The sequence below is a fragment of the Pseudomonas sp. MYb541 genome (genome assembly GCF_037479595.1).
Lineage (GTDB): Bacteria > Pseudomonadota > Gammaproteobacteria > Pseudomonadales > Pseudomonadaceae > Aquipseudomonas > Aquipseudomonas canadensis.
Window position 1 is genome coordinate 1 of record NZ_JBBGYS010000069.1, and the last position, 26,682, is coordinate 26,682.

Consider the following 26,682-nt stretch of genomic DNA (forward strand, 5'->3'; position numbering starts at 1 on the left):
GGTTGGTTTGGCTTGTAGTCCTTGAGCAGCAGGTAAGTGCTCCAACCCCACCAATCATTCGTCCAGTGCTTGTCGTTCAGGTCATTCACGTCCTTGCGACGCAGCACCTTGTCACCCTCCATTTTGAACAACGGCGAGAAGTTGTTCGCCGGGTTCTGCGCAGCATTCAAATCCGGCACATACAACGGCGCCTTGAAATTGGCCGGGGAGGGCGCGACACCACTGATAAAGGTGTCGAAAATCTCATCCGCCGAAGCTTGCACAGCGCGTTTGACCTGCACGCGGTTGTCCGCATCGATGGCGTCGAAGTAGCGTTTGTCTCCATACGCGTGCCATTGATCGCCCATGGCGTTACGCACCTTGAGCCCGAACTTGCTGTCTTCGTCATGCATGAAGCGGCTGATCAGCGAGCCCAACTCACCTGGCGTCACCACAGCTGCCAGTTGTTTACGCGGTACACGCAGATGGCCGGCCGAGAACAGATCGGTCAAAAAGTGATCAGCAAAACTGTTCATGGCGTACGCCAGTTCCAGCGCTTGGTCGGTACCGGTCTGGTGCGCCACGACGGCTTGTTGCAGTGCTGCCGTGTGCCCCGCTAGATAGGCCGACAGCGCCCATTCGCCGAAGTGGTCGGCATTGTCCGCCGCCAGTTTCAGGTAACGTCCCAACGGAATCAGCGCCGAAACTGCGCTACCGCCGCCAGTGATGCGGTTCCATTCCTCGGACAACGTATCACCCAAGGTGTCATAGGCTTCATGAGCTTGTTTGCCATCCTTGATCGCCTGCTTGACCGCATTGATCTCCTTTTGCATCACCGCGAGGATCTTGTGCGCTTCTTCCCGCGAGGCGGGCAGCACGGCGAGCGTATTGAAGGCCGCGGTAAAGCGTTGGACGCGCTCGGCGGGGGAGGCGCCATCGCTGATCGGTTGACCGGGGATGCCATAGAAATCACCGCCCAGGGCGATCACTTGGCCATAGGTCAGCGCCAGCCCATTGGGCAGGTGCAGCTCGACTTGGTGTGCGGGAATCGCTGGGGCATCCTTGACAAAGCGCAACAGGGTTTCATCGCCGATGGCAGTGTGTTCACCGCCTTCGAAACGCAAGGTAGGTGGGTTCTTTTCGGGTGCTGCGAGTTCAAGACCTGACATGTTAGCTCCTTGCTATGTCGTAGGAATCTTCCGTAATTACTGTATGCATATACAGTTAAATCGAGAATAGAGGAAAAATTTCCTACGTCAAGAAGGCGCGTATTCAAAGCGCCCACAATGAAGTCTGATGAATTGCAGTTGACGAATCTTTTTATAGTTGTACGATGACGTACGACATCACCAAAACCAACAACAACCTTTCAATAGAAAGTCTTCGCCCAGGGTGTTCGAATAATGAATCCACAAGAACTGAAGTCCATCCTTTCCCACGGTCTGCTGTCTTTCCCGGTGACCGATTTCAACGCCCAGGGTGACTTTCACCAGGCGGGTTACATCAAGCGTCTGGAATGGCTGGCCCCTTACGGCGCCACCGCCTTGTTCGCGGCCGGCGGTACTGGTGAGTTTTTCTCCCTCGCTGCCAGTGAATATTCCCAGGTGGTGAAAACCGCCGTTGATACCTGCGCCACCAGCGTGCCGATCCTGGCCGGTGTCGGTGGTTCGACCCGCCAAGCCATCGAATACGCCCAGGAAGCCGAGCGCCTCGGCGCCAAAGGCCTGCTGCTGCTGCCGCACTACCTTACTGAAGCCAGCCAGGACGGGGTTGCCGCCCACGTTGAAGCCGTGTGCAAATCGGTCAAGATCGGTGTGGTGGTCTACAACCGCAACGTCTGCCGCCTGACCGCGCCGCTGCTGGAACGCTTGGCCGAGCGCTGCCCGAACCTGATCGGCTACAAGGATGGCCTGGGTGATATCGAGCTGATGGTGTCGATCCGTCGCCGCCTCGGTGATCGTTTCAGTTACCTCGGCGGCCTGCCGACTGCAGAGGTTTACGCCGCTGCCTACAAGGCCCTGGGCGTACCGGTGTACTCCTCGGCGGTGTTCAACTTCATTCCGAAAACCGCGATGGACTTCTACCACGCGATTGCCAAGGACGATCACGCCACCGTTTCCAAGATCATCGACGACTTCTTCCTGCCGTACCTGGACATCCGTAACCGCAAGGCCGGGTATGCCGTGAGCATCGTCAAGGCCGGTGCAAAAATCGCCGGCTACGACGCAGGCCCGGTGCGTACGCCGCTGACCGACCTGCTGCCGGAAGAATATGAAGCCCTGGCCGCGCTGATCGACAAGCAAGGCGCGCAATAACCCATTTACAAGGCCGCTGAGAAATCAGCGGCCTTTTGCGTCAGGAGAAGATTCGTGTCCCAAGCCCAACGTTTTGACAACTACATCAATGGCCAGTGGGTGGCCGGTGCCGACTACTGCGTCAACCTCAACCCGTCGGAGTTGTCCGATGTCATTGGCGAATACGCCAAGGCGGATGTTGCCCAAGTCAACGCCGCTATCGACGCAGCCCGCGCAGCATTCCCGGCCTGGTCCACTTCCGGGATCCAGGCGCGCCATGACGCGCTGGATAAAGTCGGCAGCGAAATCCTCGCGCGCCGCGAAGAACTCGGCACCCTGCTGGCCCGTGAAGAGGGCAAGACCCTGCCCGAAGCCATCGGCGAAGTAACCCGCGCCGGTAACATCTTCAAGTTCTTTGCCGGTGAGTGCCTGCGCCTGTCCGGCGACTACGTGCCGTCGGTTCGTCCGGGCGTCAACGTCGAAGTCACGCGTGAAGCCCTGGGGGTGGTCGGCCTGATCACGCCGTGGAACTTCCCGATCGCCATCCCCGCCTGGAAAATCGCCCCGGCCCTGGCCTACGGCAACTGCGTGGTGATCAAGCCGGCTGAACTGGTGCCGGGCTGCGCTTGGGCACTGGCGGAAATCATTTCCCGTGCGGGTTTCCCGGCCGGCGTGTTCAACCTAGTAATGGGCAGCGGTCGTGTGGTTGGCGATGTGCTGGTCAACAGCCCAAAAGTTGATGGCATCAGCTTCACCGGTTCTGTCGGTGTCGGTCGTCAGATCGCCGTCAGCTGTGTATCGCGCCAGGCCAAAGTGCAGTTGGAAATGGGCGGCAAGAACCCGCAGATCATCCTCGACGACGCCGACCTCAAGCAGGCTGTCGAGCTGTCGGTACAGAGCGCGTTCTACTCCACCGGCCAGCGTTGCACGGCCTCCAGCCGCTTGATTGTCACCGCCGGTATCCACGATCAGTTCGTCGCGGCCATGGCCGAACGCATGAAGTCGATCAAGGTCGGCCACGCGCTGAAAAGCGGCACCGACATCGGTCCAGTGGTTTCCCAGGCGCAGTTGGATCAAGACCTCAAGTACATCGACATCGGCCAAAGCGAAGGTGCGCGGTTGGTCAGCGGTGGCGGCCTGGTCACCTGTGACACCGAAGGCTACTACCTGGCGCCGACGCTGTTTGCCGACAGCGAAGCGGCCATGCGTATCAGCCGTGAAGAGATCTTCGGGCCGGTGGCCAACGTTGTGCGTGTGGCGGACTACGAAGCGGCGCTTGCCATGGCCAACGACACCGAGTTCGGTTTGTCGGCGGGCATTGCCACGACGTCGCTCAAGTACGCCAACCACTTCAAGCGCCACTCCCAGGCCGGGATGGTGATGGTCAACTTGCCGACTGCCGGTGTGGACTATCACGTTCCGTTCGGTGGCCGTAAGGGTTCATCCTATGGGTCGCGTGAGCAAGGTCGCTATGCGCAAGAGTTCTACACCGTGGTGAAGACCAGCTACATCGGTTCGTAATACGCGACACCCGTGGCGCCCGCTTTGTGTGGGAGCTGGCTTGCCTGCGATAGCATCACCGGTGTGTGCCTGACACACCGAGGTGCCTGTATCGCGGGCAAGCCCGGCTCCCACATGAAAGCGGTCCCCACCGACAAATAGACCATTACCCGCAAAAAAAATAATTAGTGGGAGTACTTCTTCATGCAAGCGACCAAGCCGACCCATGTCCGCTATTTGATCCTGCTCATGCTGTTCCTGGTGACCACGATCAATTACGCCGACCGGGCCACCATCGCCATCGCAGGCTCCAGCCTGCAAAAAGACCTCGGCATCGACGCGGTCACCCTCGGTTACATCTTCTCTGCATTCGGTTGGGCCTACGTGGCCGGGCAAATTCCCGGTGGCTGGCTGCTGGACCGGTTCGGCTCCAAGAAAGTCTATGCGCTGAGCATCTTCACCTGGTCACTGTTCACCGTGCTGCAAGGCTATGTCGGTGAGTTTGGTGTCTCCACCGCCGTGGTTGCGCTGTTTATGCTGCGCTTTATGGTGGGCCTGGCCGAAGCGCCTTCGTTTCCCGGAAATGCCCGGATTGTCGCGGCGTGGTTTCCTACGGCTGAGCGCGGTACGGCTTCAGCGATCTTCAACTCGGCACAGTACTTCGCCACGGTGCTGTTTGCGCCGCTGATGGGCTGGATTGTCTACAGCTTCGGCTGGCAGCACGTGTTTATCGTGATGGGTGTGATCGGCATCATTTTCTCGCTGATCTGGCTGAAAGTTATCCACAGCCCGCGCCAGCATCCGATGATCAACGAAGCCGAGTTCAATCACATCGCCGCCAATGGCGCGATGGTCGATATGGATCAGGACAAAGGCAAGGGTAAGAAAACCGACGGTCCGAAGTGGGATTACATCCGCCAGTTGCTGACCAACCGCATGATGCTCGGCGTGTACCTGGGCCAGTATTGCATCAACGGTATCACCTACTTTTTCCTCACCTGGTTCCCGGTGTATCTGGTGCAGGACCGTGGCATGACCATCCTCAAGGCCGGTTTCATCGCCTCGTTGCCGGCGATCTGCGGGTTTATCGGCGGCGTGCTCGGCGGGGTGATTTCGGATTATCTGCTGCGCAAGGGGCATTCCCTGACCTTCGCCCGCAAGGCGCCGATCATTGGGGGCCTGCTGATCTCCAGCAGCATCGTGGCCTGCAACTACGTGGATATCGAGTGGATGGTGGTGGGCTTCATGGCCTTGGCCTTCTTCGGTAAAGGCGTTGGCGCACTGGGTTGGGCGGTAGTCTCCGACACCTCGCCGAAACAAATCGCCGGCCTCAGTGGCGGCTTGTTCAACACCTTCGGTAACCTCGCGTCGATCACTACCCCTATTGTGATCGGCTACATCATCAGCACCACCGGTTCGTTCAAGTGGGCCCTGGTGTTCGTCGGCGCCAATGCGCTGGTGGCAGTGTTCAGCTACCTGGTCATCGTCGGCCCGATCAAACGTGTAGTCCTCAAAGAGCCGCCTGCCAAGGGGCCTGAGTTGACCAACCTAACCGAAGCGCATTCCTGAGGGGCCGTGTGATGCAGTTGATTGAACATGCCGACTCGCCGCGCTCGATTCGTTTGCACGAGCGCGACAACGTGGTGATCGTGGTCAATGACCAGGGCGTACCGGCCGGGACTGAATTCCCGGACGGCCTGGTGACCGTGGATTTCATCCCTCAGAGCCACAAGGTGACCCTGGAAGATATCCCCGAGGGCGGCCAGATTATTCGCTATGGCCAGACCATCGGATACGCCCTGGCGCCGATTCCGCGTGGTAGTTGGGTGCAGGAAGATCAACTGCGCATGCCCACCGCGCCGCCGTTGGACAGCTTGCCGCTGTCCACCGAGGTGCCTGAGGCCCAGGCGCCCCTGGAAGGGTTTACCTTCGAGGGTTACCGCAACGCGGATGGCACTGTGGGTACGCGCAATATCCTTGGCATCACCACCACGGTGCAGTGCGTCACCGGCGTGCTGGATCATGCGGTCAAGCGCATCAAGGACGAATTGCTGCCCAAGTACCCGCACGTTGACGACGTGGTAGCGCTGACCCACAGCTACGGCTGTGGTGTGGCGATCACTGCGACCGATGCCTACATCCCGATCCGCACGGTACGCAACCTGGCGCGCAATCCGAACCTGGGCGGCGAAGCCCTGGTGATCAGCCTGGGCTGCGAGAAACTGCAGGCCGGGCAGGTGATGCACGACAACGACAGCTCCGTCGACCTGAGTGAGCCCTGGCTGTATCGGCTGCAGGATTCCAGCCACGGCTTTACCGAGATGATCGAGCAGATCATGGAACTGGCCGAGACGCGCCTGAAGAAACTCGACCAGCGCCGCCGGGAAACCGTGCCGGCGTCGGAGTTGATCCTGGGCATGCAGTGCGGCGGCAGTGATGCGTTTTCCGGTATCACCGCCAACCCGGCGCTGGGCTATGCCTCGGATTTGCTGCTGCGGGCCGGAGCGACAGTGATGTTTTCCGAAGTGACTGAAGTCCGCGATGCTATCTACCTGCTGACGTCTCGCGCTGAAAGCGAGGCGGTTGCCCAGGAGCTGGTCCGCGAGATGGACTGGTACGACCGTTACTTGGCCAAGGGCGAGGCGGATCGCAGCGCCAACACCACGCCGGGCAACAAGAAGGGCGGGTTGTCGAACATTGTCGAGAAGTCCTTGGGCTCTATCGTCAAATCTGGCAGCAGCGCGATCAATGGCGTGCTGGGCCCAGGCGAGCGTTTCAAGGGCAAGGGCCTGATCTTTTGCGCCACGCCGGCCAGTGACTTTGTATGCGGCACCTTGCAACTGGCGGCGGGGATGAACCTGCATGTGTTCACCACCGGGCGTGGTACGCCGTATGGGCTGGCGATGGCGCCGGTGGTGAAGGTGTCGACGCGTACGGAGCTGGCACAGCGTTGGCCGGACCTGATCGATATCGACGCTGGGCGTATTGCGACTGGGCGGGCGAGCATCGAGGAATTGGGGTGGGAGTTGTTTCACTTTTACCTGGATGTGGCCAGCGGCAGAAAGCAGACGTGGGCGGAGCATCACAAGCTGCATAACGACATCACCTTGTTCAATCCGGCACCGATTACCTGAGACCGAGTCGCCTGCATCGGGGGCAAGCCCCCTCCCACATTTGGATCGGTGAACACATTCAAGGCGGGAGGGGGCTTGCCCCCGATAGCGGTAGACCAGACGAAGCGGCCTACACTGGCTTATCATTAGCCACCTAACGACGCTCACCAAGGTTCTCCCCGGCATGCTGGCAATTTTCCTCACGACCCTGACCATCACCGCGCCGGTGTTTGCCATGCTGTTCCTAGGTGTGTTGCTCAAACGCATCAACTGGATCAACGACAACTTCATCCACACGGCCTCGTCCCTGGTGTTCAACGTCACCATGCCGGCGCTGCTGTTCCTCGGCATCCTGCATGCCGACCTGCACTCGGCGCTCAAGCCAGGCCTTCTGATCTACTTTGCCGTCGCCACCTTGCTCAGCTTCGCCCTGGCCTGGGGTTGGGCAATCTTTCGTTGCCCGCGTGAAGACCGGGGTATCTACACGCAAGGCGCGTTTCGCGGCAATAACGGCGTGATCGGCCTGGCGCTGGCCGCCAGCATGTACGGCGATTACGGCATCTCCCTCGGCGCGATTCTCGCGGCGTTGGTGATCCTGTTCTACAACACCCTGTCGACCATCGTGTTGGCGGTGTACAGCCCGGTGATCAAGTCCGATCCGTGGAGCATCTGCAAAAGTGTGGTGGCCAACCCGCTGATCATCAGCGTGATCGTGGCGGCGCCGTTCGCTTATTTTCAGATTGGCCTGCCGGGCTGGTTGGAAAAATCCATGCAGTATCTGGCGGATACCACCTTGCCGTTGGCCTTGATCTGCATTGGCGGCACCTTGTCCCTGGCAGCGTTGCGCAAGAGCGGCAATAGGGCGCTGAGCGCGAGTTTGATGAAGATGGTCTGGCTGCCGGTGGCGGCGACCTTAGGCGCGTGGTTGCTGGGCTTTCGCGGGCCGGAGCTGGGGATTCTGTTCCTGTACTTCGGTGCGCCGACCGCAGCCGCCAGTTTTGTGATGGCCAGGGCGGCCGAGGGTAATCATGAGCTGGCGGCGGCAATTATCGTGATCACCACCTTGATGGCGGCGGTGACCACGAATATTGGGATCTTCGTGTTGCAGGCAGGGGGTTGGATCTGAGGGTTGCGTGTCTGTGAGGGCCAATCGCCGGCAAGCCGGCTCCTACGGTGCCTCGTAGGTATCGATCACTTCCTGCGCCGCACGGAACGCATCAATCGCCGCCGGCACACCGGCATACACGGCGCAATGCAGCAACGCCTCGCGGATCTCTTCCACGGTGCAACCGTTGTTCAGTGCGCCGCGCACATGGCCTTTGAGCTCCTGCGGGCATTTGAGTGCGGTAAGGGCGGCGAGGGTGATCAGGCTGCGGGTTTTCAGCGGCAATCCTTCGCGGTTCCACACACTGCCCCAGGCATGTTCATTGACGAAATCCTGCAGCGGCTGGGTGAACTCGGTGGCATTGCCCAAGGCGCGGTCGACGAACACATCGCCCATGACCTGGCGACGCATTTCAACCCCGGGCTTTTTCTGATCGGTCATTGCGATTCCCTCTTGCGTTGGCGGCGCCAGGCTCGCAGCGTGCTGAACAACAGAAAAGCCACCAGCACTGGCAGGACGTAGTACAGCATCAGTTGTTCAAGCTTGGTGGCCAGGGGCATGCCCGTGGTGAACGCCATTACATGCAGCCCGTACGCCAGGTACAGGCCCAGCAGCACCAGGCCTTCGGCGCGGGTCACGCGGTAGCCGGTGTAGAACACCGGCAGGCACAGCACGACTACGCCGAGCATCACCGGCAGGTCGAAATCTAGGGCATTGGGCGATACCGACAGCGGCGAGGGCGCGAGCAGGGCGGTCAGCCCCAACACGCCGAGCAGGTTGAACAGGTTGCTGCCGATCACGTTGCCCACGGCAATTTCCCGCTCGCCGCGCAGGGCGGCAATCAGCGAGGTCGCCAGGCATGGCAGCGAGGTGCCCACGCCGATCAGGGTCAGGCCAATCACACGTTCCGACAGGCCCAGGTCGCCTGCCACATCCACTGCGGCGCCCAGCAGTAAATGCCCGGCCAGCACCAGGATCAGTAACCCACCGACCATCAGCAACACACTGCTCAGCCAGGGCGCGCGGGCCACGGTGTCCAGCGTGCGTGGGCGACGGGAGTGGCGCGTCTGGTAGTGCAACATGCCGAGGTAGGCGACCAGGGCAACCAGCAGCACCAGGCCGTCAATGGGGGTGAGTTCTTCATTGGCGGCGAGGGTGAACACCAGCAGTGCGGCCAGGATCATCACCGGAATATCCAGGCGCACCAGTTGGCGCGAAACCCGCAGCGGAATGATCAGCGCCGACAGGCCCAGGGTCACCAGGATGTTGAAGATGCTGCTGCCGATCACGCTACCCACGGCGATATCGGTGTTACCGGCCAGAGTGGCTTGCAGGCTGACGGTCATCTGCGGCGCGCTGCTGCCGAAGGCCACGATCGTCAGGCCGATGATCAGCGGACGCACCTTGAGGCTAGCGGCCAGGCGCACGGCGGCGCGCACCAGGATTTCGGCGCCGATGATCAGCAGCACCAGGCCGCTGACCAATTCCAGCAGGCTCCAGGGCGAGAGGGCGGTTAATCCGAAAATGGCAAGGGCTCCGTCTTCAGTTGCTCAAGGCTTGCACGCGAACCCGTGCGGTACCGCTGCCGATCATACCCAGCTGCTCGGCCGCCTTGCGTGAAAGATCGATCAGGCGCCCACGGGTATGCGGACCGCGATCATTGATGCGGACAACCACGGATTTGTCGTTGTCGAGATTGGTGACCTTGACCTGGGTGCCGAACGGCAATTGCCGGTGGGCGGCGGTCAGGCCGTTCTGGTTGAAGGGTTCACCGCTGGCGGTCTTTTTGCCATGGTGCCGGGCGCCGTAATAGGAGGCGGTGCCGGTTTCGTCGTAGCCGTTGGGGTTGATGATGCCGCTGGCACAGCCGGCCAACAGGGAGAACAAGGCCAGGAGGCCGAGTAGACGCTTCATTTCCAGGTTATCCCCCTATTAAATGTGGGAGGGGGCTTGCCCCCGATAGCGGTGAGTCAGTCAATAGAATTGCTGGCTGATACACCCTCATCGGGGGCAAGCCCCCTCCCACATGGGTCCGAGCCGAGCATGAAATCTGACTCGGACCATTCATCGCTATCAGCCTTCGAGTTTGCTTTTCAGCAATTCGTTCACCTGTTGCGGGTTGGCCTTGCCTTTGGAGGCTTTCATCGCCTGGCCCACAAAGAAGCCGAACATCTTGCCGCGCTTGGCTTCGTCTGCCGCACGGTATTGCTCGACCTGCTCGGCGTTGGCCGCGAGCATTTCATCCAATACAGCCGAGATCGCGCCGCTGTCGGTGACCTGCTTGAGGCCACGCTTCTCGATGATCTCGTCCGCGCTGCCTTCGCCTGCGGCCATGGCTTCGAACACGGTCTTGGCGATCTTGCCGGAGATGGTGTTGTCCTTGATGCGCAGCAGCATGCCGCCCAATTGCTCGGCAGTGACCGGTGCTTCGTCGATCTCCAGGCCTTGCTTGTTCAACAGGCTGCCCAGCTCAACCATCACCCAGTTGGCCGCCAGTTTGGCGTCGCCGGCAATGCTCACGACTTTTTCAAAGTAGTTGGCTTGTTCACGGCTGGAGGCCAAGACGCTGGCATCGTAGACCGACAGGCCGAACTGCGCCTGGAAGCGCTCGCGTTTCTGCTGCGGCAGTTCTGGCAGGGTGGCGCGGATGTCATTGAGGAACGAGTCCTCAAGCACCACCGGCAACAGGTCCGGGTCGGGGAAGTAACGGTAGTCGTTGGCTTCCTCTTTGCTGCGCATGGCGCGGGTTTCGTCTTTGTTCGGGTCGTACAGGCGGGTCTGCTGGATGACTTTGCCGCCGTCTTCGATCAGCTCGATCTGGCGACGCACTTCGCTGTTGATCGCCTTCTCGATGAAGCGGAACGAGTTGACGTTCTTGATCTCGCAGCGGGTGCCGAACTCGACCTGGCCCTTTGGACGGATCGACACGTTGCAGTCGCAACGCAGCGAACCTTCGGCCATGTTGCCGTCGCAGATACCCAGGTAGCGCACCAGTGCGTGGATAGTCTTGACGTAGGCCACGGCTTCCTTGGCGCTGCGCATGTCCGGCTCGGAAACGATCTCCAGCAGCGGCGTGCCGGCACGGTTCAGGTCGATACCGGTCGCGCCCGGGAATTCTTCGTGCAGGCTCTTGCCGGCATCTTCTTCCAGGTGTGCGCGGGTGACGCCGACGCGCTTAATGGTGCCGTCTTCCAGGGGGATGTCCAGGTGGCCCTTGCCAACGATCGGCAGTTCCATCTGGCTGATCTGGTAGCCCTTGGGCAGGTCAGGGTAGAAGTAGTTCTTGCGCGCGAACACGTTGTGCTGGCCGATCTCGGCGTCAATCGCCAGGCCGAACATCACCGCCATGCGCACCGCTTCCTGGTTCAGCACCGGCAGTACGCCGGGCATGCCCAGGTCGACCAGGCTGGCCTGGGTGTTCGGCTCGGAGCCGAACGTGGTGGCGCTACCGGAGAAAATCTTCGATTGGGTGGCGAGCTGGGTATGAATCTCCAGCCCGATCACAACTTCCCATTGCATAGTGTTCTCCTCAGAAGCCGGTAGGGGTGCGAGTGTGCCAGTCGGTGTTCAACTGGTACTGGTGCGCCACATTGAGCAGGCGGCCTTCCTGGAAATACGGGGCGAGCAGTTGCACGCCGACCGGCAGGCCATCGACGAAACCGGCAGGCATGGACAAGCCCGGCAGGCCCGCGAGGTTGGCGGTGATGGTGTACAGGTCTTCGAGGTACGCAGCCACCGGGTCGCCGTTCTTGGCGCCGAGCTTCCAGGCTGGGTTCGGCGTGGTTGGGCCGAGGATCACGTCGACCTGTTCAAAGGCGGCCATGAAGTCGTTCTTCACCAGGCGCCGGATTTTCTGCGCCTTGAGGTAGTACGCGTCGTAGTAGCCGGCCGATAGGGCATAAGCACCGACCATGATCCGGCGTTGTACTTCGGCACCGAAACCTTCGCCACGGGAGCGCTTATAAAGGTCGGTGAGGTCTTTCGGGTTTTCGCAGCGATAGCCGAAACGCACGCCGTCGAAACGCGACAGGTTCGAGGAGGCTTCTGCCGGCGCGATCACGTAGTACGCAGGAATCGCGTGCTGGTTGTTCGGCAGGCTGATTTCCTTGATCACGGCACCGAGGCTTTCCAGCGTCTTGACGCTGTTGTGCACCAGTTCGGCAATGCGCGGATCGAGACCGGCGCTGAAGTATTCCTTCGGCACGCCGATGCGCAGGCCCTTGAGCGAGGTGTTCAGGCTGGCGCTGTAGTCTGGCACGGGCTCGTCGATGCTGGTGGAGTCCTGTTTGTCGAAGCCTGCCATGCCTTGTAACAAAATTGCGCAGTCTTCAGCGGTGCGCGCCAGAGGGCCGCCCTGATCGAGACTGGAGGCGTAGGCGATCATGCCCCAACGGGAAACGCGACCGTAGGTCGGCTTCAGGCCGGTGAGGTTGGTGAAGGCCGCAGGCTGGCGGATCGAGCCGCCGGTATCGGTGGCTGTAGCGGCAGGCAGGAAGCGTGCGGCAACTGCGGCGGCCGAACCGCCAGACGAACCGCCGGGCACGTGCTCCAGGTTCCAAGGGTTTTTCACCGCGCCGTAGTAGCTCGACTCGTTGGCCGAACCCATGGCGAATTCGTCCATGTTGGTCTTGCCCAGGGTCACAGCGCCGGCGGCAGCCAGCTTGGATACCACGGTGGCGTCATAGGGTGCTTTGAAGTTGTCGAGCATCTTCGAGCCGCAACTGGTGCGAATGCCCTGGGTGCAGAACAGGTCTTTGTGGGCGATTGGAGCGCCCAGCAGCGCGCCATTTTCACCGTTGGCGCGACGTGCGTCGGCGGCCTTGGCCTGGCTCAGGGCCAGCTCTTCGGTGAGGCTGATGAAGCTGTTGACCTTTGGATCGTGCTCGGCGATGCGCGCCAGCAGGGTCTTGGTCAGCTCTTCGGAAGAAAACTTTTTGTCGGCGAGACCGCGAGCGATCTCGGCCAGAGTCATGTGATGCATTGCAGGCTCTTTCCCTTTAGTCGATGACTTTCGGAACCAGGTACAGGCCGTTTTCGACCGCTGGCGCGATGGACTGGTAGGCCTCGCGATTATTACTCTCGGTCACGACGTCTGCGCGCAGGCGCTGGCTGGCTTCCAGCGGGTGAGCCAGGGGCTCGATACCGTCGGTATTCACGGCCTGCATTTGGTCGACCAGCCCGAGAATGCTGTTCAGGGCTGCGGTGGTCTGTGGAAGATCGGCATCATTGAGGCCAAGCGAGGCCAGGTGCGCGATTTTTTCCACGTCGGAGCGTTCAAGCGTCATGGGAATCTCCAGTGGAAAACAGAACGGAGGCTGTCCGTGTGTTAGATTGTCGGAACACTACCGCATTTCTACGGTCTTACGGCCGCGATTGTGGGGTTAGGTGCACAGAAAGTCGGCCAATTTAGCACATTGGCGCCTTGCCCAAAATCCCTGTCGTTGTTAGAGTTTGCCGCACTTTTTTACCCACGCGTTGCCTAGGGTCCCTTTCCCATGTTCAAGAAACTGCGTGGCATGTTTTCCAGCGATCTTTCCATTGACCTGGGCACTGCCAACACCCTTATTTACGTGCGCGAGCGCGGTATCGTCCTGAATGAGCCATCGGTTGTGGCTATTCGGACGCACGGTAACCAGAAAAGTGTCGTTGCCGTCGGCACCGAGGCCAAGCGCATGCTCGGCCGTACACCCGGCAATATTGCCGCCATTCGTCCGATGAAAGACGGCGTGATCGCCGACTTCAGCGTCTGCGAGAAGATGCTGCAGTACTTCATCAACAAGGTTCACGAAAACAGTTTCCTGCAGCCCAGCCCTCGTGTGCTGATCTGCGTTCCGTGCAAATCCACCCAGGTTGAGCGTCGTGCCATCCGTGAATCGGCCCTTGGCGCCGGTGCCCGTGAAGTGTTCCTGATCGAAGAGCCAATGGCTGCTGCGATCGGTGCCGGCCTGCCGGTTGAAGAAGCACGCGGCTCGATGGTGGTGGATATCGGTGGTGGTACCACTGAAATCGCCCTGATCTCCCTGAACGGTGTGGTGTATGCCGAATCCGTACGCGTCGGCGGCGACCGCTTCGACGAAGCGATCATCACGTATGTACGTCGTAACTACGGCAGCCTGATCGGTGAGTCCACCGCTGAGCGCATCAAGCAGGAAATCGGCACCGCCTACCCAGGCGGCGAAGTGCGCGAAGTCGATGTGCGCGGTCGCAACCTGGCCGAAGGCGTTCCACGTGCTTTCACCCTGAACTCCAATGAAGTGCTGGAAGCTCTGCAAGAGTCCCTGGCCACCATCGTTCAGGCGGTGAAAAGCGCGCTGGAGCAATCGCCGCCGGAACTGGCTTCCGACATCGCCGAGCGTGGCCTGGTGCTGACCGGTGGTGGCGCCTTGCTGCGTGACCTCGACAAGCTGCTGGCCCAAGAGACTGGCCTGCCGGTGATCGTCGCCGAAGACCCGCTGACCTGCGTTGCCCGTGGCGGTGGTCGCGCACTGGAAATGATGGATAAACACACCATGGACCTGCTCTCCAGCGAATAAGTCATTGCTGGTTAGCCCATGTTTCGCCCGCAGGCAGCACTTTGCAGTGCTGCCTGTTGGCGTTTATCTTCTTCAATCTGCATCCAGGCCGGTTAGATGCCGTATGAATAAAGAGAACATTTGCCTGGGAGGAGCGGCTTATTAAACCGCTTTTCGCCAAAGGCCCCTCATTGGGCGTGCGCCTGTTGGTGCTGGTCGTGCTTTCGGTCGCGCTGATGGTGGTCGATGCCCGCTTTGCACTGCTCAAGCCCGTGCGCAGCCAGATGTCGCTGGTGTTGATGCAGACTTACTGGATCACCGACCTGCCGCAACGTCTGTACCAGGGCGTGGCCAGCCAATTTGGCAGCCGCACCGAACTGGTCGCCGAAAACGAAAAACTCAAGACCGAAAACCTGCTGTTGCAGGGGCGCATGCAAAAGCTCGCGGCCCTCACCGAGCAGAACGTTCGGCTGCGCGAGTTGCTCAATTCTTCCGCGCTGGTCAACGAAAAGGTCGAAGTGGCCGAGCTGATCGGCATGGACCCCAACCCCTTCACCCATCGCATCATCATCAACAAGGGTGAGCGCGACGGTGTGGTCCTGGGCCAGCCGGTGCTCGACGCTCGTGGCCTGATGGGCCAGGTGGTTGAGCTGATGCCCTACACCTCGCGGGTCTTGTTGCTGACGGACACCACCCACAGCATTCCGGTGCAGGTGAACCGCAACGGCCTGCGTGCGATTGCCAGCGGCACCGGTAACCCGGAACGCCTGGAATTGCGCCACGTGGCGGACACCGCGGACATCAAGGAAGGCGACCTGCTGGTCAGCTCTGGCCTGGGTCAGCGTTTCCCGGCGGGTTACCCGGTGGCGACGGTGAAGGAAGTGATCCACGATTCCGGCCAGCCGTTCGCCATTGTGCGTGCGGTGCCGACTGCCGCCCTAAACCGCAGCCGGTACTTGCTGCTGGTGTTCAGCGACAACCGTACGCCGGAAGAGCGCGCCAACGACGCCGCGCAGGCCCAGGAAGCGGAAGACAAGCAAAACGGTACAGCGCCGATCGTTCCGGCGACTGTGCCCAAGCCGGCATTCGTAGGACCACCGGCACCGACGGCGGCTCCGGCGGCGCCTGTGGCCACTCCGGTCAAGCCGGCCGCTCACAACACGCGTCCCGTCAAGCCAGCCGTGACTAAACCACCGGCCGCGACCCCGGCTGCCAAGCCTCCGGCGACTGCCCCGGCAACCACGCGGCAGAGGGAGGAATAATGGCCAGTACTCATTCGCGCAACGGCTGGATCGTCTGGCTGACCTTTGCTATCGGTATGCTGCTGAGCGTTTCGCCCTTGCCGCAGTTCATGGAAATTCTGCGCCCGCTTTGGCTGGCGCTGTTGCTGGCCTTCTGGTCGCTGAACCTGCCGCATAAAGTCGGCATGGTCACGGCGATGTTCCTGGGCTTGGCGGAGGATGTGCTCTATGGCACCTTGCTGGGTCAGAACGCGTTGATCCTGACCTTGATCACTTTCCTGGTGCTGTCGTTGCAGCAGCGCCTGCGGATGTTCCCGATGTGGCAGCAGTGCTTGGTGATCCTGGTGATCTTCGGCCTGGCACAGCTGGTTCAGCTGTGGCTGAGCGCCTTGACCGGTAACCGTCAGCCAACCCTGGCGCTGGTGCTACCGGCCCTGGTCAGTGCCTTGCTGTGGCCATGGATCAGCTTTGGTCTGCGTGGGTTGCGTCGTCGCTATAAAATCAATTGAATGGATTGCGAGGCTCTGCCTGGTTATCGAACCCTACAGGGAGAGTCTGCATGAATTCGCTTTACCTGGCCTCGGGCTCCCCGAGGCGGCGTGAATTGCTGGCCCAGATCGGTGTGCCTTACACCGTGGTCAGCGCGGCTATTGATGAAACCCCTCTTACAAATGAATCCGCCGTTTCCTACGTCGAGCGCCTTGCGCGCGGCAAAGCAGCGGCGGGTTTTGCTGCGCTCGAGAATAACTCCGGTGCCTGTGTGCTGGGTGCCGATACCGCCGTGATCGTCGATGGCAAAATCCTCGGCAAGCCGGTGGATCAGGCCGATGCCCTGGCAATGTTGATGGCGCTGGCGGGGCGCGAGCATGAAGTGCTGACCGCCATTGCCCTCACCGACGGCCAACGCTGTGAGACTGTTTGTGTAAGCAGTCGTGTACGGTTTCGCGGGATTTCCGTCGAGGAAGCGACCACCTACTGGCACAGCGGCGAACCCCAAGACAAGGCGGGCGGCTATGCTATCCAAGGGTTGGGCTCGGTCTTTGTCGCCGGGCTCAATGGCAGTTATTCCGCCGTGGTAGGCCTGCCGGTGTGCGAAACCGCGCAACTGCTCGGCCAATTCGGCATACCCTGTTGGCAAAACCTTACCGCGCGCTGAACGCCGTACTCCAGCGCCCAGCCTTAAGCGATCGGTCACTATTGTGAAAACGCCTGAACGAGACCCAGCCATGAGTGAAGAGATTCTGATCAATATCACGCCGATGGAATCGCGCGTGGCGGTGGTAGAGAACGGTGTTCTGCAAGAAGTGCACGTTGAGCGCACCCAGAAGCGCGGGATCGTCGGCAACATCTACAAAGGCAAGGTGGTGCGGGTTTTGCCGGGGATGCAGGCGGCATTCGTCGACATCGGGCTGGACCGTGCCGCGTTTATCCATGCTTCGGAAATTTCCCTGCGCGAAGGGCCTGCGGTAGAAAGCATCAGTGCCCTGGTGCACGAAGGGCAGAGCCTGGTGGTGCAAGTCACCAAGGACCCCATTGGTTCGAAGGGCGCGCGCCTGACCACTCAATTGTCGATTCCGTCGCGTTACCTGGTGTACATGCCGCGCACCGCCCATGTCGGCATTTCCCTGAAGATCGAAGACGAAGCCGAGCGCGAGCGCCTGAAAAAGGTGGTCAGCGACTGCGTGGCGGCCGAAGGCATCAAGGAAGCGGGCGGTTTCATCCTGCGCACCGCCGCCGAAGGCGCCGGCGCCGATGAGATCCTTATGGACATCCGCTACCTGCGGCGCCTGTGGGACCAGATCGGTGCCCAGATCAAGACCATCGGCGCGCCCAGTGTGATCTACGAAGACCTCGGCCTGGCCCTGCGTACGCTGCGCGACCTGGTCAGTCCAAAGATTGAGAAAATTCGCATCGACTCGCGGGAAACATTCCAACGCACCACGCAATTTGTTGCCGAGCTGATGCCTGAAATTGCCGACCGCCTGGAACACTATCCCGGCGAGCGGCCGATCTTCGACCTGTATGGCGTTGAAGACGAAATCCAGAAAGCCCTGGAACGCAAGGTGCCGCTCAAGTCCGGTGGCTACCTGGTGGTGGACCCGGCGGAAGCCATGACCACCATCGACGTCAATACCGGCGCGTTCGTGGGCCATCGCAACCTCGAAGAAACCATCTTCAAGACCAACCTCGAAGCGGCCACCGCGATCGCGCGCCAACTGCGCCTGCGTAACCTGGGCGGCATCATCATCATCGACTTCATCGACATGGAAGATGAAGAACACCAGCGCCAGGTGCTGCGTACCCTGGAGAAACAGCTGGAACGCGATCACGCCAAGACCAACATCATCGGCATCACCGAGCTGGGCCTGGTGCAAATGACGCGCAAGCGCACCCGCGAAAGCCTGGAGCAAGTGCTGTGCGAACCGTGCAGCAGTTGCCAGGGCCGCGGTAAATTGAAGACCCCGGAAACGGTTTGCTACGAGATTTTCCGCGAAATCCTGCGAGAAGCGCGAGCCTACCAGGCCGAAGGTTACAGAGTGCTCGCCAACCAGAAAGTGGTCGATCGGCTGCTGGACGAAGAATCCGGTAACGTTGCCGAGCTGGAGGGGTTTATCGGGCGCACGATACGCTTCCAGGTCGAAACCATGTATTCCCAGGAACAATACGACGTGGTGCTGCTCTGATCCCCAATCGTTTTCCTTTTATGAGACAGGCAGGCCTTGATCTGCCGTCCGACTACCGCCTTGAGGGTCGCCTGACATGGAGCGTCTGATACGCTTTTTTGCCGCTATGACCCGTTGGGGCCTGGGCCTCTGTGCCTTGCTGCTGGTACTGGCGGCGGTGTATGTGAGCCTGGGACGTGAGTTGACGCCGCTGGTGGCCGAGTACCGTGCAGAAGTCGAGGCCAAGGCCCAGGCTGCTGTGGACATGCCCCTGCATATCGGCAGCCTGGAAGGCCGCTGGAGCGGCTTCGCGCCGGTATTGCTGGCCCATGATGTGATGGTGGGCGAGGGCAGCAGTGCCCTTCGCCTGGACCAGGTCGAAGTGGTGCCGGATATGTGGGCCAGCCTGATGGCCCGAGAAGTGCGCATTGCGCACCTGCAAGTCAGTGGCTTGCAGGTTAGCGTCAAGGAAGACAAGGACGGCAAATGGGCCTTGCAGGGCTTGCCAGTGCAGGACGACCAGCCCGTGGACCCTGAGCAGTTGCTCAAGAACATGCAAAAGGTCAAGCGCGTGTCGTTGCTGGACAGCCAGGTGACCTTGCAGCCGTTTGACCAGGCGCCGGTGACCCTGACGTATGTCGGCCTGAGCCTGCACACCGGCATCACGCGCCAACGCCTGGATGCACGCTTGACGCTGCCCGACGGCCAACCCTTGGCGGTGAGCCTGCGCACGCGTATCCGCGCCAGTCAGTGGAAGGACGGCGAAGTCCAGGCGTACGTGAGCCTGCCGCAAAGCGACTGGGCCAAGTGGATCCCAGCCAAGCTGACCCAGCAATGGAAGCTCACCCAATTCAAGGCTGGTGGTGAACTCTGGCTGACCTGGGCCAAAGGCACCGTGCAAAGCGCGGTGGTGCGCCTCAACTCGCCGCAGGTAAAAGGCAGCTACGCCGACCGCAAACCTGTGCATATCGAGAACCTGGCCCTCACCGCCTACCTGCAACGCAGCGATAGCGGTCTCAAGGTGCTGTTCGACTCGCTGGCGATGAACCTGGGGGAAACCCGCTGGGAATCGCGCCTGCAACTTCAGCAAACCCTGGCCACCGACAAGGATCAGGAGGTCTGGAAGCTCCAGGCCGACCGCCTGGACCTCACGCCGATCACGCCGCTGCTCAATGCCCTGGCGCCGCTGCCGGAGGGTTTCGCCAAGACCATTCAGCACCTCAAGGCCACGGGCCTGCTGCGTAATGTGCTGGTGGATTTCCGTCCTCAAGATACGACGGATCAAAAAGTCAGCTTCGCCGCCAACCTCGAACGCATCGGTTTTGATGCCTACTTTGGCGCACCGGCCGCGCGGAACGTGTCCGGCAGTATCAGCGGTGACCTGGGCCACGGCGAATTGCGCATGGACAGCAAGGACTTTTCCCTGCACCTCGACCCGATCTTTGCCAAGCCGTGGCAGTACATCCAGGCCAATGCACGCCTGACGTGGAAGCTCGACAAGGAAGGCTTCACCCTGATCGCCCCGTACATCAAGGTGCTGGGTGAAGAGGGCAATGTCGCCGCTGATTTCCTGATTCGCCTGCATTTCGACCACAGCCAGGAAGACTATATGGACCTGCGGGTCGGCATGGTCGATGGCGATGGGCGCTTCACCCCCAAATACCTGCCGGCGGTGTTGAGCCCGGCGTTGGATGAGTGGCTGCGTACGGCGATTCTCAAGGGCGCGGTGGACCAGGGCTTTTTCCAGTATCAGGGTTCGCTGAACCACGACGCGCTGCCGGCCTCACGCAACATCAGCCTGTTCTTCAAGGTGCATGACGCCGAACTGGCATTCCAGCCGGGCTGGCCGCATGTGAGCAAGGTCAATGGCGAAGTGTTTGTCGAGGAGAGCGGCGTACGCATCCTGGCCAGCACGGGCCAGTTGCTCGACACCAAGGTCAAGGACGTCTACGTCAATATCCCCCACGCGCCGGCGGGCAAGGACAGTCATCTGTTGCTGACCGGCGGGTTTGCCGGTGGTTTGGGCGACGGTTTGAAAATCCTCCAGGAAGCGCCGATCGGCACCGCATCGACCTTTGCCGGCTGGAAGGGCGAGGGCGACCTGCAAGGCAGCCTTGACCTGGATGTACCGTTGGCGAAAGGCACCGAGCCGAAGATTGTGGTGGACTTCAAGACGGACAAGGCACGGCTGCAATTGGCTGAACCGACCCTGGACCTGACCCAGCTCAAGGGCGATTTCCGCTTCGACAGCGCCAAAGGCCTCAGTGGCCAGAACATTACGGCCCAGGCGTTTGACCGGCCGATCACGGCGCAGATCGTTGCCGATGGCAAGCCGGGCAATATCAGCACGCGTGTGTCTGCCAAGGGCCAGGTGACGGTCAAGCGGCTGACGGACTGGTTGAAAGTCAGCCAACCGTTGCCGGTGTCCGGCGATATTCCCTACCAGTTGCAACTGACCCTGGACGGCGCCGATAGCCAACTGATGGTCAGCTCCAACCTGAAGGGTGTTGCCGTGGACCTGCCGGCACCGTTCGGCATGCCCGCCAACCAGGGGCGTGACAGTGTGTTCCGCATGACCTTGCAGGGGGCCGAGCGGCGTTATTGGTTCGATTACGGCGAGCTGGCCAACTTCACCTTCGCTGCGCCGCCGGACAAATTCAATGAGGGGCGCGGTGAGCTATTCCTCGGTGATGGCGATGCTGTGTTGCCAGGGGCCAAGGGCTTACGCATTCGCGGCGTGCTGTCTGAACTCGATATCGACCCGTGGAAGAAACTGGTTGACCGCTACGCGGGCAGCGACCCGGGCGGCAGCGCCAAGCAGTTGCTCAGCGGCGCTGACTTCAAGGTGGGCAAGCTGACCGGTTTTGGCACCCAGTTTGATCAGGTCAATCTACAGCTGGACCGCAAGCCTGCGGCGTGGGGCCTGCAACTCGACAGTCAGCAGGCCAAGGGCACCGTCAACCTGCCGGACGCCAAGGGCGCACCGATTGCGGTCAACCTTCAATATGTGAAGCTGCCAGCGGTGGATCCGACGGTGCAGGCTGATGAAAGCGCACCGGACCCCTTGGCGAGCATCGACCCCAAGGACATTCCGGCGCTGGATATCGCCATTGATCAGCTGTTCCAGGGCCCGGATCTGATAGGCGCCTGGTCGCTGAAAATCCGCCCGACCGCCAAAGGCCTGGCCTTCAATAACCTCGACCTCGGCCTCAAAGGCATGCAGCTCAAGGGCGCGGGTGGTTGGGAAGGGACGGCTGGCGACAGTAGCAGTTGGTACAAGGGTCGCCTGGATGGCAAGAATATCGGCGATGTACTCAAGGGTTGGGGTTATGCACCCACCGTCACCAGCCAGGATTTTCACCTGGATGTGGATGGTCGCTGGCCCGGTTCGCCTGCCTATGTCGGGCCCAAGCGTTTCTCCGGCAGCCTGGATGCATCGTTCCGCAATGGCCAGTTCGTCGAAGTGGAAGGTGGCGCCCAGGCGCTGCGGGTGTTTGGCCTGCTGAACTTCAATTCCATTGGGCGCCGTCTGCGCCTGGACTTCTCGGACTTGCTCGGCAAGGGCTTGAGCTACGACCGTGTGAAGGGCTTGCTGGCGGCGAGCAACGGGGTATTCGTGACCCGTGAGCCGATCACCATGACCGGGCCTTCGACTAACCTGGAACTCAACGGCACCCTGGACCTGGTCGCAGACCGTGTCGACGCCAAGCTGCTGGTCACCTTGCCGGTGACCAATAACCTGCCGATCGCCGCGCTGATCGTAGGCGCGCCCGCTATCGGCGGTGCGTTGTTCCTGATCGACAAGCTGATTGGTGACCGTGTTGCGCGCTTTGCCAGCGTGCAATACAAGGTCGAAGGCCCGTGGAAGGACCCGAAAATCACCTTCGACAAGCCATTTGAAAAACCAAACTGAGAGCCTGTGGAGTAGCATGGCCGCATGCCCATTAAGGAGAGACGGTCCATGTCCTTTGCGGTAATTCAAATGGTCAGCCAGAGCGATGTGCTGGCCAACCTCGCCCAGGCCCGGCGCTTGCTGGAACAAGCCGCGGCGGGTGGGGCGAAGCTGGCGGTATTGCCGGAAAACTTTGCCGCCATGGGCCGCCGCGACGTGGCCGATATCGGTCGCGCCGAAGCTCTGGGCGAAGGCCCGATCCTGCCGTGGTTGAAACAGACCGCCCGCGACCTCACCTTATGGATAGTGGCTGGTACTTTGCCGCTGCCGCCAAAGGACCAGCCGAACGCCAAGTCCAATGCCTGCTCGTTGCTGGTCGATGATCAGGGTGAAATCGTTGCCCGTTACGACAAGCTGCATCTGTTCGATGTGGATGTCGCCGATGCCCGCGGTCGTTATCGCGAATCTGACGACTATGCTTTCGGAGGCAATGTGGTGGTAGCGGACACGCCCGTCGGCCGGTTGGGCCTGACGGTGTGTTACGACCTGCGCTTCCCCGAGCTGTACAGCGAATTGCGTGCGGCGGGGGCTGAGTTGATTACCGCGCCTTCGGCGTTTACGGCGGTGACCGGCGCGGCGCATTGGGATGTGCTGATTCGCGCACGCGCCATCGAGACCCAGTGTTACCTGCTGGCGGCGGCTCAAGGCGGTGTGCATCCGGGGCCACGGGAAACCTATGGTCATGCGGCGATTGTCGACCCTTGGGGTCGTGTGCTGACACAACAGGATCAAGGCGAAGCGGTGTTGCTGGCCGAACGCGATAGCAATGAACAGGCGTCGATACGGACGCGCATGCCGGTGGTCAACCATCGGCGCTTTTTCTCGCAGGGCGCACAGCGACCTGCTTCGGAACGATGAATTTAAGGCCATACCTATGAGCGAGTTGTTGTCCTCAGTCAGTGATCACCTCCTGGCGCCCGGTGGCGTGACCATCGAAAGCTTGCAAACCGTACTCGGCGACTTGGCCGGGCCGGGCATCGACGCGGCTGACCTGTATTTCCAAGGGCAGATTTCCGAGTCCTGGGCGCTGGAAGACGGCATCGTCAAGGAAGGCAGTTTCAACCTCGACCAGGGTGTGGGCGTGCGTGCGCAGTCCGGTGAAAAAACCGGTTTTGCCTACAGTAACGCGATCACCCTGGAAGCCTTGGGCCTGGCGGCGCGTGCCGCGCGTTCGATCTCCCGGGCCGGGCAAAATGGCACGGTGCAGGCATTCAGCACCCAGGACGTGGCGCAGTTGTACGCGCCGGATAACCCCCTGGAAGTGATCAGCCGTGCGGAAAAGGTCGAGCTGCTCAAGCGTATCGATGCCGCCACCCGTGCCCTCGACCCGCGTATCCAGCAGGTTACCGTGAGCATGGCTGGTGTGTGGGAGCGCATCCTGGTGGCGTCCACCGATGGCGGCCTGGCGGCGGATGTGCGGCCGCTGGTGCGCTTCAACGTCAGCGTAATCGTCGAACAGAACGGTCGCCGCGAACGGGGTGGTCATGGCGGCGGCGGGCGTACCGACTACCGTTATTTCCTCACCGACGACCGTGCCATGGGTTATGCCCGTGAGGCGCTGCGCCAGGCGTTGGTCAACCTGGAAGCCATTCCTGCCCCGGCCGGCACTTTGCCGGTGGTGCTGGGGTCGGGTTGGTCCGGCGTGCTGCTGCACGAAGCGGTCGGCCATGGCCTGGAAGGTGACTTCAACCGCAAAGGCAGTTCGGCCTATAGCGGGCGTATGGGTGAAATGGTGGCCTCCAAACTCTGCACCATCGTCGATGACGGCACCCTGGCCGGGCGTCGTGGCTCGCTGAGCGTCGACGACGAAGGCACTCCAACCGAGTGCACCACCCTGATCGAAAACGGTGTGCTCAAGGGCTACATGCAAGACAAGCTCAACGCTCGCCTGATGGGTGTGGCGCGCACGGGTAACGGCCGTCGCGAATCCTACGCGCACCTGCCGATGCCGCGCATGACCAACACCTACATGCTCGGTGGCGAAAGCGACCCGGCCGAGATCATCGCTTCGGTGAAGCGCGGCATCTACTGCGCCAACCTCGGTGGCGGCCAGGTGGATATCACCAGCGGCAAGTTCGTGTTCTCCACCAGCGAGGCTTACCTGATCGAAGACGGCAAGATCACTGCACCGGTCAAAGGTGCGACATTGATCGGTAACGGTCCGGAAGCCATGAGCAAGGTGTCGATGGTCGGCAACGACCTGTCGCTGGACAGCGGCGTGGGTACCTGCGGGAAAGACGGACAGTCAGTGCCGGTGGGTGTCGGCCAGCCAACGCTGAAGATTGATGCGATCACCGTGGGTGGCACGGGGTCGTAAGAAAGACGGAGCTTCGGGTGGCGAGAACCGCCCCCCGGGGAGGAGGATCAGCGCAGGCCGCGTTGAGTCTCGTCCAGCTCACGGATGTACTTGAAGATTTTACGGCTGGTGGCCGGCGCCTTGTTATGCGCCTGCTCGTGCTGGGCCTGACGGATCAGGGAGCGCAGTTGCTGGCGGTCCGCGTCCGGGTAGTCCATCACGAATTTCTCCAGCACGGCGTCATCGCCCGCGATCAGGCGGTCACGCCAACGTTCCAGGTTATGGAAGCGTTCGTTGTACTGTCGAGTGGAGGCATCGGTTTGATCGAGCAAGGTCAGAATGGCGTCGATGTCCTGATCGCGCATGAGTTTGCCGATAAACGAGATGTGCCGTTTACGCGCGATATTCGCGGTGTGCTTGGGCGCATCGGCCAGGGCACGACGCATTTCGTCGGTCAGTGGCAGTTTTGCAATCAAGTCTTTTTTGAGCGTTGTAAGGCGCTCGCCAAGGTCAACCAGAGCATGCAGCTCACGTTTGACCTGGGTTTTGCTTTTCTCCCCATCGAGGGAGTCGTCGTAAGAATCAACCATGGTGGCAGTCCGCAAAGAAACGCCGCCATGATAACCAGTCGGGGGCCGCTTGTCCGGCCCGGTCGCTCGATGGCCTTAACCGAAAGCAGAATTTGAGTGGAGAAAACCATGAGTGCAGCCCAAAGCGTCGGTCCGCAAGCGTTACCGGCACTGCAGGAACAAGTCGAGCAGATCCTTGCCGAGGCCAAGCGCCAGGGGGCCAGTGCCTGTGAAGTGGCCGTGTCGCTGGAGCAGGGGCTGTCGACGTCGGTGCGCCAGCGGGAAGTGGAAACCGTTGAGTTCAACCGCGATCAGGGTTTTGGTATCACCTTGTATGTCGGGCAGCGCAAAGGCTCGGCCAGTACCTCGGCCAGCGGTCCGGAAGCCATTCGCGAGACGGTGGCGGCTGCGCTGGCAATCGCCAAGCACACCTCAGAAGACGAGAGCTCGGGCCTGGCCGACAAGGCGCTGATGGCCAAGGACCTGCAGGATTTCGATCTATTTCACGCTTGGGACATCACACCCGAACAGGCCATCGAACGGGCGCTGATCTGCGAAGCCGCTGCGTTCGACGCTGATGCCCGCATCAAGAACGCAGATGGCACCACGTTGAGCACGCACCAGGGTTGCCGTGTGTATGGCAACAGCCATGGCTTTATCGGTGGTTACGCGTCCACTCGCCATAGCTTGAGCTGCGTGATGATCGCCGAAGCTGACGGCCAGATGCAGCGCGATTATTGGTACGACGTCAACCGTCAGGGCGAATTGTTGGCGGACCCGATCAGCATTGGTCAGCGCGCGGCGCAGCGTGCAGCGAGCCGCCTGGGCGCGCGCCCGGTGCCAACCTGTGAAGTGCCGGTACTGTTTTCGGCAGAACTGGCGGGTGGGTTGTTTGGCAGTTTCCTGGGGGCGATTTCCGGTGGCAACTTGTACCGTAAGTCCTCGTTCCTGGAGGGGGCGATTGGCCAAAAATTGTTCCCAGAGTGGCTGACCATCGATGAGCGCCCGCACTTGATGCGCGCCATGGGCAGTACGTCGTTCGACGGTGATGGCCTGGCGACGTATGCCAAACCGTTCGTCGAGAAGGGCGAGTTGGTGTCTTACGTACTGGGCACGTACGCCGGTCGCAAGCTGGGCCTGCCAAGCACCGCAAACTCCGGAGGCGTACACAACCTGTTCGTCACCCATGGCGATGAAGACCAAGCTGCGCTGCTTCGGCGCATGGGGCGTGGCTTGCTGGTGACCGAGCTGATGGGCCATGGCTTGAACATGGTCACCGGTGATTACTCGCGTGGCGCGGCGGGTTTCTGGGTGGAAAACGGCGAGATTCAGTTTGCCGTCCAGGAAGTGACCATCGCAGGCAATATGCGCGACATGTTCAAGCAGATCGTCGCCGTGGGTAATGATCTGGAACTGCGCAGCAACATTCGCACAGGCTCGGTGTTGATCGAGCGGATG

Annotated in this window: 22 protein-coding genes; 14 read left to right on the forward strand and 8 right to left on the reverse strand. The window is 61.0% G+C overall.

Going from position 1 to position 26,682, the window contains the following annotated elements:
* Nucleotides 1-1,148, reverse strand: a 1,148-nt coding sequence (locus WH299_RS28540; RefSeq protein ID WP_339551961.1) for a phospholipase, incomplete at its 3' end; no start/stop codon positions are given.
* Nucleotides 1,149-1,382: 234 nt separating this feature from the next.
* Between WH299_RS28540 and kdgD the strand changes: the two genes are divergently transcribed.
* The 5 genes from kdgD (at nucleotide 1,383) to WH299_RS28565 (ending at nucleotide 8,012) form a co-directional block, all read left to right on the forward strand.
* A complete protein-coding gene (gene kdgD, locus WH299_RS28545; protein WP_016976228.1) occupies nucleotides 1,383-2,294 on the forward strand; it encodes a 5-dehydro-4-deoxyglucarate dehydratase in 912 nt (303 codons plus the stop codon).
* A 54-nt stretch (nucleotides 2,295-2,348) separates the two neighbouring features.
* Nucleotides 2,349-3,794 carry an aldehyde dehydrogenase family protein gene (locus WH299_RS28550; protein WP_049710003.1) on the forward strand — a complete coding sequence of 482 codons (1,446 nt, stop codon included), beginning with the start codon at nucleotides 2,349-2,351 and terminating at the stop codon, nucleotides 3,792-3,794.
* Nucleotides 3,795-3,977: 183 nt separating this feature from the next.
* Nucleotides 3,978-5,342 carry an MFS transporter gene (locus tag WH299_RS28555; RefSeq protein WP_028618838.1) on the forward strand — a complete coding sequence of 455 codons (1,365 nt, stop codon included), beginning with the start codon at nucleotides 3,978-3,980 and terminating at the stop codon, nucleotides 5,340-5,342.
* Between the two features lie 11 nt (nucleotides 5,343-5,353).
* Nucleotides 5,354-6,907, forward strand: coding sequence for a galactarate dehydratase (gene garD / locus WH299_RS28560; protein ID WP_122723727.1), 1,554 nt, complete (start codon nucleotides 5,354-5,356; stop codon nucleotides 6,905-6,907).
* Between the two features lie 163 nt (nucleotides 6,908-7,070).
* Nucleotides 7,071-8,012: an AEC family transporter gene (locus WH299_RS28565; protein WP_033899317.1), complete on the forward strand. Its 942-nt coding sequence runs from the start codon at nucleotides 7,071-7,073 to the stop codon at nucleotides 8,010-8,012.
* 42 nt (nucleotides 8,013-8,054) lie between these two features.
* On the opposite strand, the gene WH299_RS28570 is transcribed toward WH299_RS28565, so the two are convergent.
* The 6 genes from WH299_RS28570 to gatC all read right to left on the reverse strand — a co-directional run bounded on the left by WH299_RS28570 (nucleotide 8,055) and on the right by gatC (nucleotide 13,276).
* Nucleotides 8,055-8,432 carry a carboxymuconolactone decarboxylase family protein gene (locus WH299_RS28570; protein WP_122723729.1) on the reverse strand — a complete coding sequence of 126 codons (378 nt, stop codon included), beginning with the start codon at nucleotides 8,430-8,432 and terminating at the stop codon, nucleotides 8,055-8,057.
* A complete protein-coding gene (locus WH299_RS28575; protein WP_339497277.1) occupies nucleotides 8,429-9,475 on the reverse strand; it encodes a calcium/sodium antiporter in 1,047 nt (348 codons plus the stop codon). The genes WH299_RS28570 and WH299_RS28575 overlap by 4 nt, the downstream gene beginning before the upstream one ends.
* A 58-nt stretch (nucleotides 9,476-9,533) precedes the next feature.
* A complete protein-coding gene (locus WH299_RS28580; protein ID WP_122723730.1) occupies nucleotides 9,534-9,905 on the reverse strand; it encodes a septal ring lytic transglycosylase RlpA family protein in 372 nt (123 codons plus the stop codon).
* Between the two features lie 159 nt (nucleotides 9,906-10,064).
* Nucleotides 10,065-11,510, reverse strand: a complete 1,446-nt coding sequence (gene gatB / locus WH299_RS28585; RefSeq protein ID WP_028618844.1) for an Asp-tRNA(Asn)/Glu-tRNA(Gln) amidotransferase subunit GatB — start codon at nucleotides 11,508-11,510, stop codon at nucleotides 10,065-10,067.
* A gap of 10 nt (nucleotides 11,511-11,520) precedes the next feature.
* Nucleotides 11,521-12,972 (reverse strand): Asp-tRNA(Asn)/Glu-tRNA(Gln) amidotransferase subunit GatA, encoded by a 1,452-nt coding sequence (gene gatA, locus WH299_RS28590; protein ID WP_033899331.1) that lies wholly within the window; start codon nucleotides 12,970-12,972, stop codon nucleotides 11,521-11,523.
* Nucleotides 12,973-12,988: 16 nt separating this feature from the next.
* Entirely contained in the window at nucleotides 12,989-13,276 is a 288-nt protein-coding gene (gatC, locus tag WH299_RS28595; RefSeq protein ID WP_010213142.1) for an Asp-tRNA(Asn)/Glu-tRNA(Gln) amidotransferase subunit GatC, read from the reverse strand.
* A gap of 210 nt (nucleotides 13,277-13,486) precedes the next feature.
* On the opposite strand from gatC, the gene mreB reads away from it, so the two are divergent.
* From mreB to tldD, 8 genes are all read left to right on the forward strand, one after another.
* A complete protein-coding gene (gene mreB / locus WH299_RS28600; RefSeq protein WP_002555108.1) occupies nucleotides 13,487-14,524 on the forward strand; it encodes a rod shape-determining protein MreB in 1,038 nt (345 codons plus the stop codon).
* A 140-nt stretch (nucleotides 14,525-14,664) separates the two neighbouring features.
* Nucleotides 14,665-15,765, forward strand: coding sequence for a rod shape-determining protein MreC (gene mreC / locus WH299_RS28605; RefSeq protein WP_122723732.1), 1,101 nt, complete (start codon nucleotides 14,665-14,667; stop codon nucleotides 15,763-15,765).
* Nucleotides 15,765-16,253 carry a rod shape-determining protein MreD gene (gene mreD / locus WH299_RS28610; RefSeq protein WP_016976217.1) on the forward strand — a complete coding sequence of 163 codons (489 nt, stop codon included), beginning with the start codon at nucleotides 15,765-15,767 and terminating at the stop codon, nucleotides 16,251-16,253. The genes mreC and mreD overlap by 1 nt, the downstream gene beginning before the upstream one ends.
* 50 nt (nucleotides 16,254-16,303) lie before the next feature.
* Nucleotides 16,304-16,900: a Maf family protein gene (locus WH299_RS28615; protein WP_122723734.1), complete on the forward strand. Its 597-nt coding sequence runs from the start codon at nucleotides 16,304-16,306 to the stop codon at nucleotides 16,898-16,900.
* Nucleotides 16,901-16,970: 70 nt separating this feature from the next.
* Nucleotides 16,971-18,428, forward strand: coding sequence for a ribonuclease G (rng, locus tag WH299_RS28620; protein WP_010213134.1), 1,458 nt, complete (start codon nucleotides 16,971-16,973; stop codon nucleotides 18,426-18,428).
* 76 nt (nucleotides 18,429-18,504) lie between these two features.
* Entirely contained in the window at nucleotides 18,505-22,320 is a 3,816-nt protein-coding gene (locus WH299_RS28625; RefSeq protein ID WP_339551962.1) for a YhdP family protein, read from the forward strand.
* A 48-nt stretch (nucleotides 22,321-22,368) separates the two neighbouring features.
* The gene (locus WH299_RS28630) at nucleotides 22,369-23,217 is read left to right on the forward strand and encodes a carbon-nitrogen hydrolase family protein (protein ID WP_122723739.1); all 849 of its coding nucleotides are present in this window, start codon (nucleotides 22,369-22,371) and stop codon (nucleotides 23,215-23,217) included.
* Nucleotides 23,218-23,233: 16 nt separating this feature from the next.
* A complete protein-coding gene (gene tldD, locus WH299_RS28635) occupies nucleotides 23,234-24,676 on the forward strand; it encodes a metalloprotease TldD (protein WP_010213129.1) in 1,443 nt (480 codons plus the stop codon).
* Between the two features lie 47 nt (nucleotides 24,677-24,723).
* Here tldD and yjgA read toward each other — a convergent pair whose 3' ends face one another.
* Nucleotides 24,724-25,245, reverse strand: coding sequence for a ribosome biogenesis factor YjgA (gene yjgA / locus WH299_RS28640; protein ID WP_005784816.1), 522 nt, complete (start codon nucleotides 25,243-25,245; stop codon nucleotides 24,724-24,726).
* A gap of 108 nt (nucleotides 25,246-25,353) precedes the next feature.
* On the opposite strand from yjgA, the gene pmbA reads away from it, so the two are divergent.
* On the forward strand, nucleotides 25,354-26,682 hold a 1,329-nt coding region (gene pmbA / locus WH299_RS28645; protein WP_339551963.1), incomplete at its 3' end, for a metalloprotease PmbA.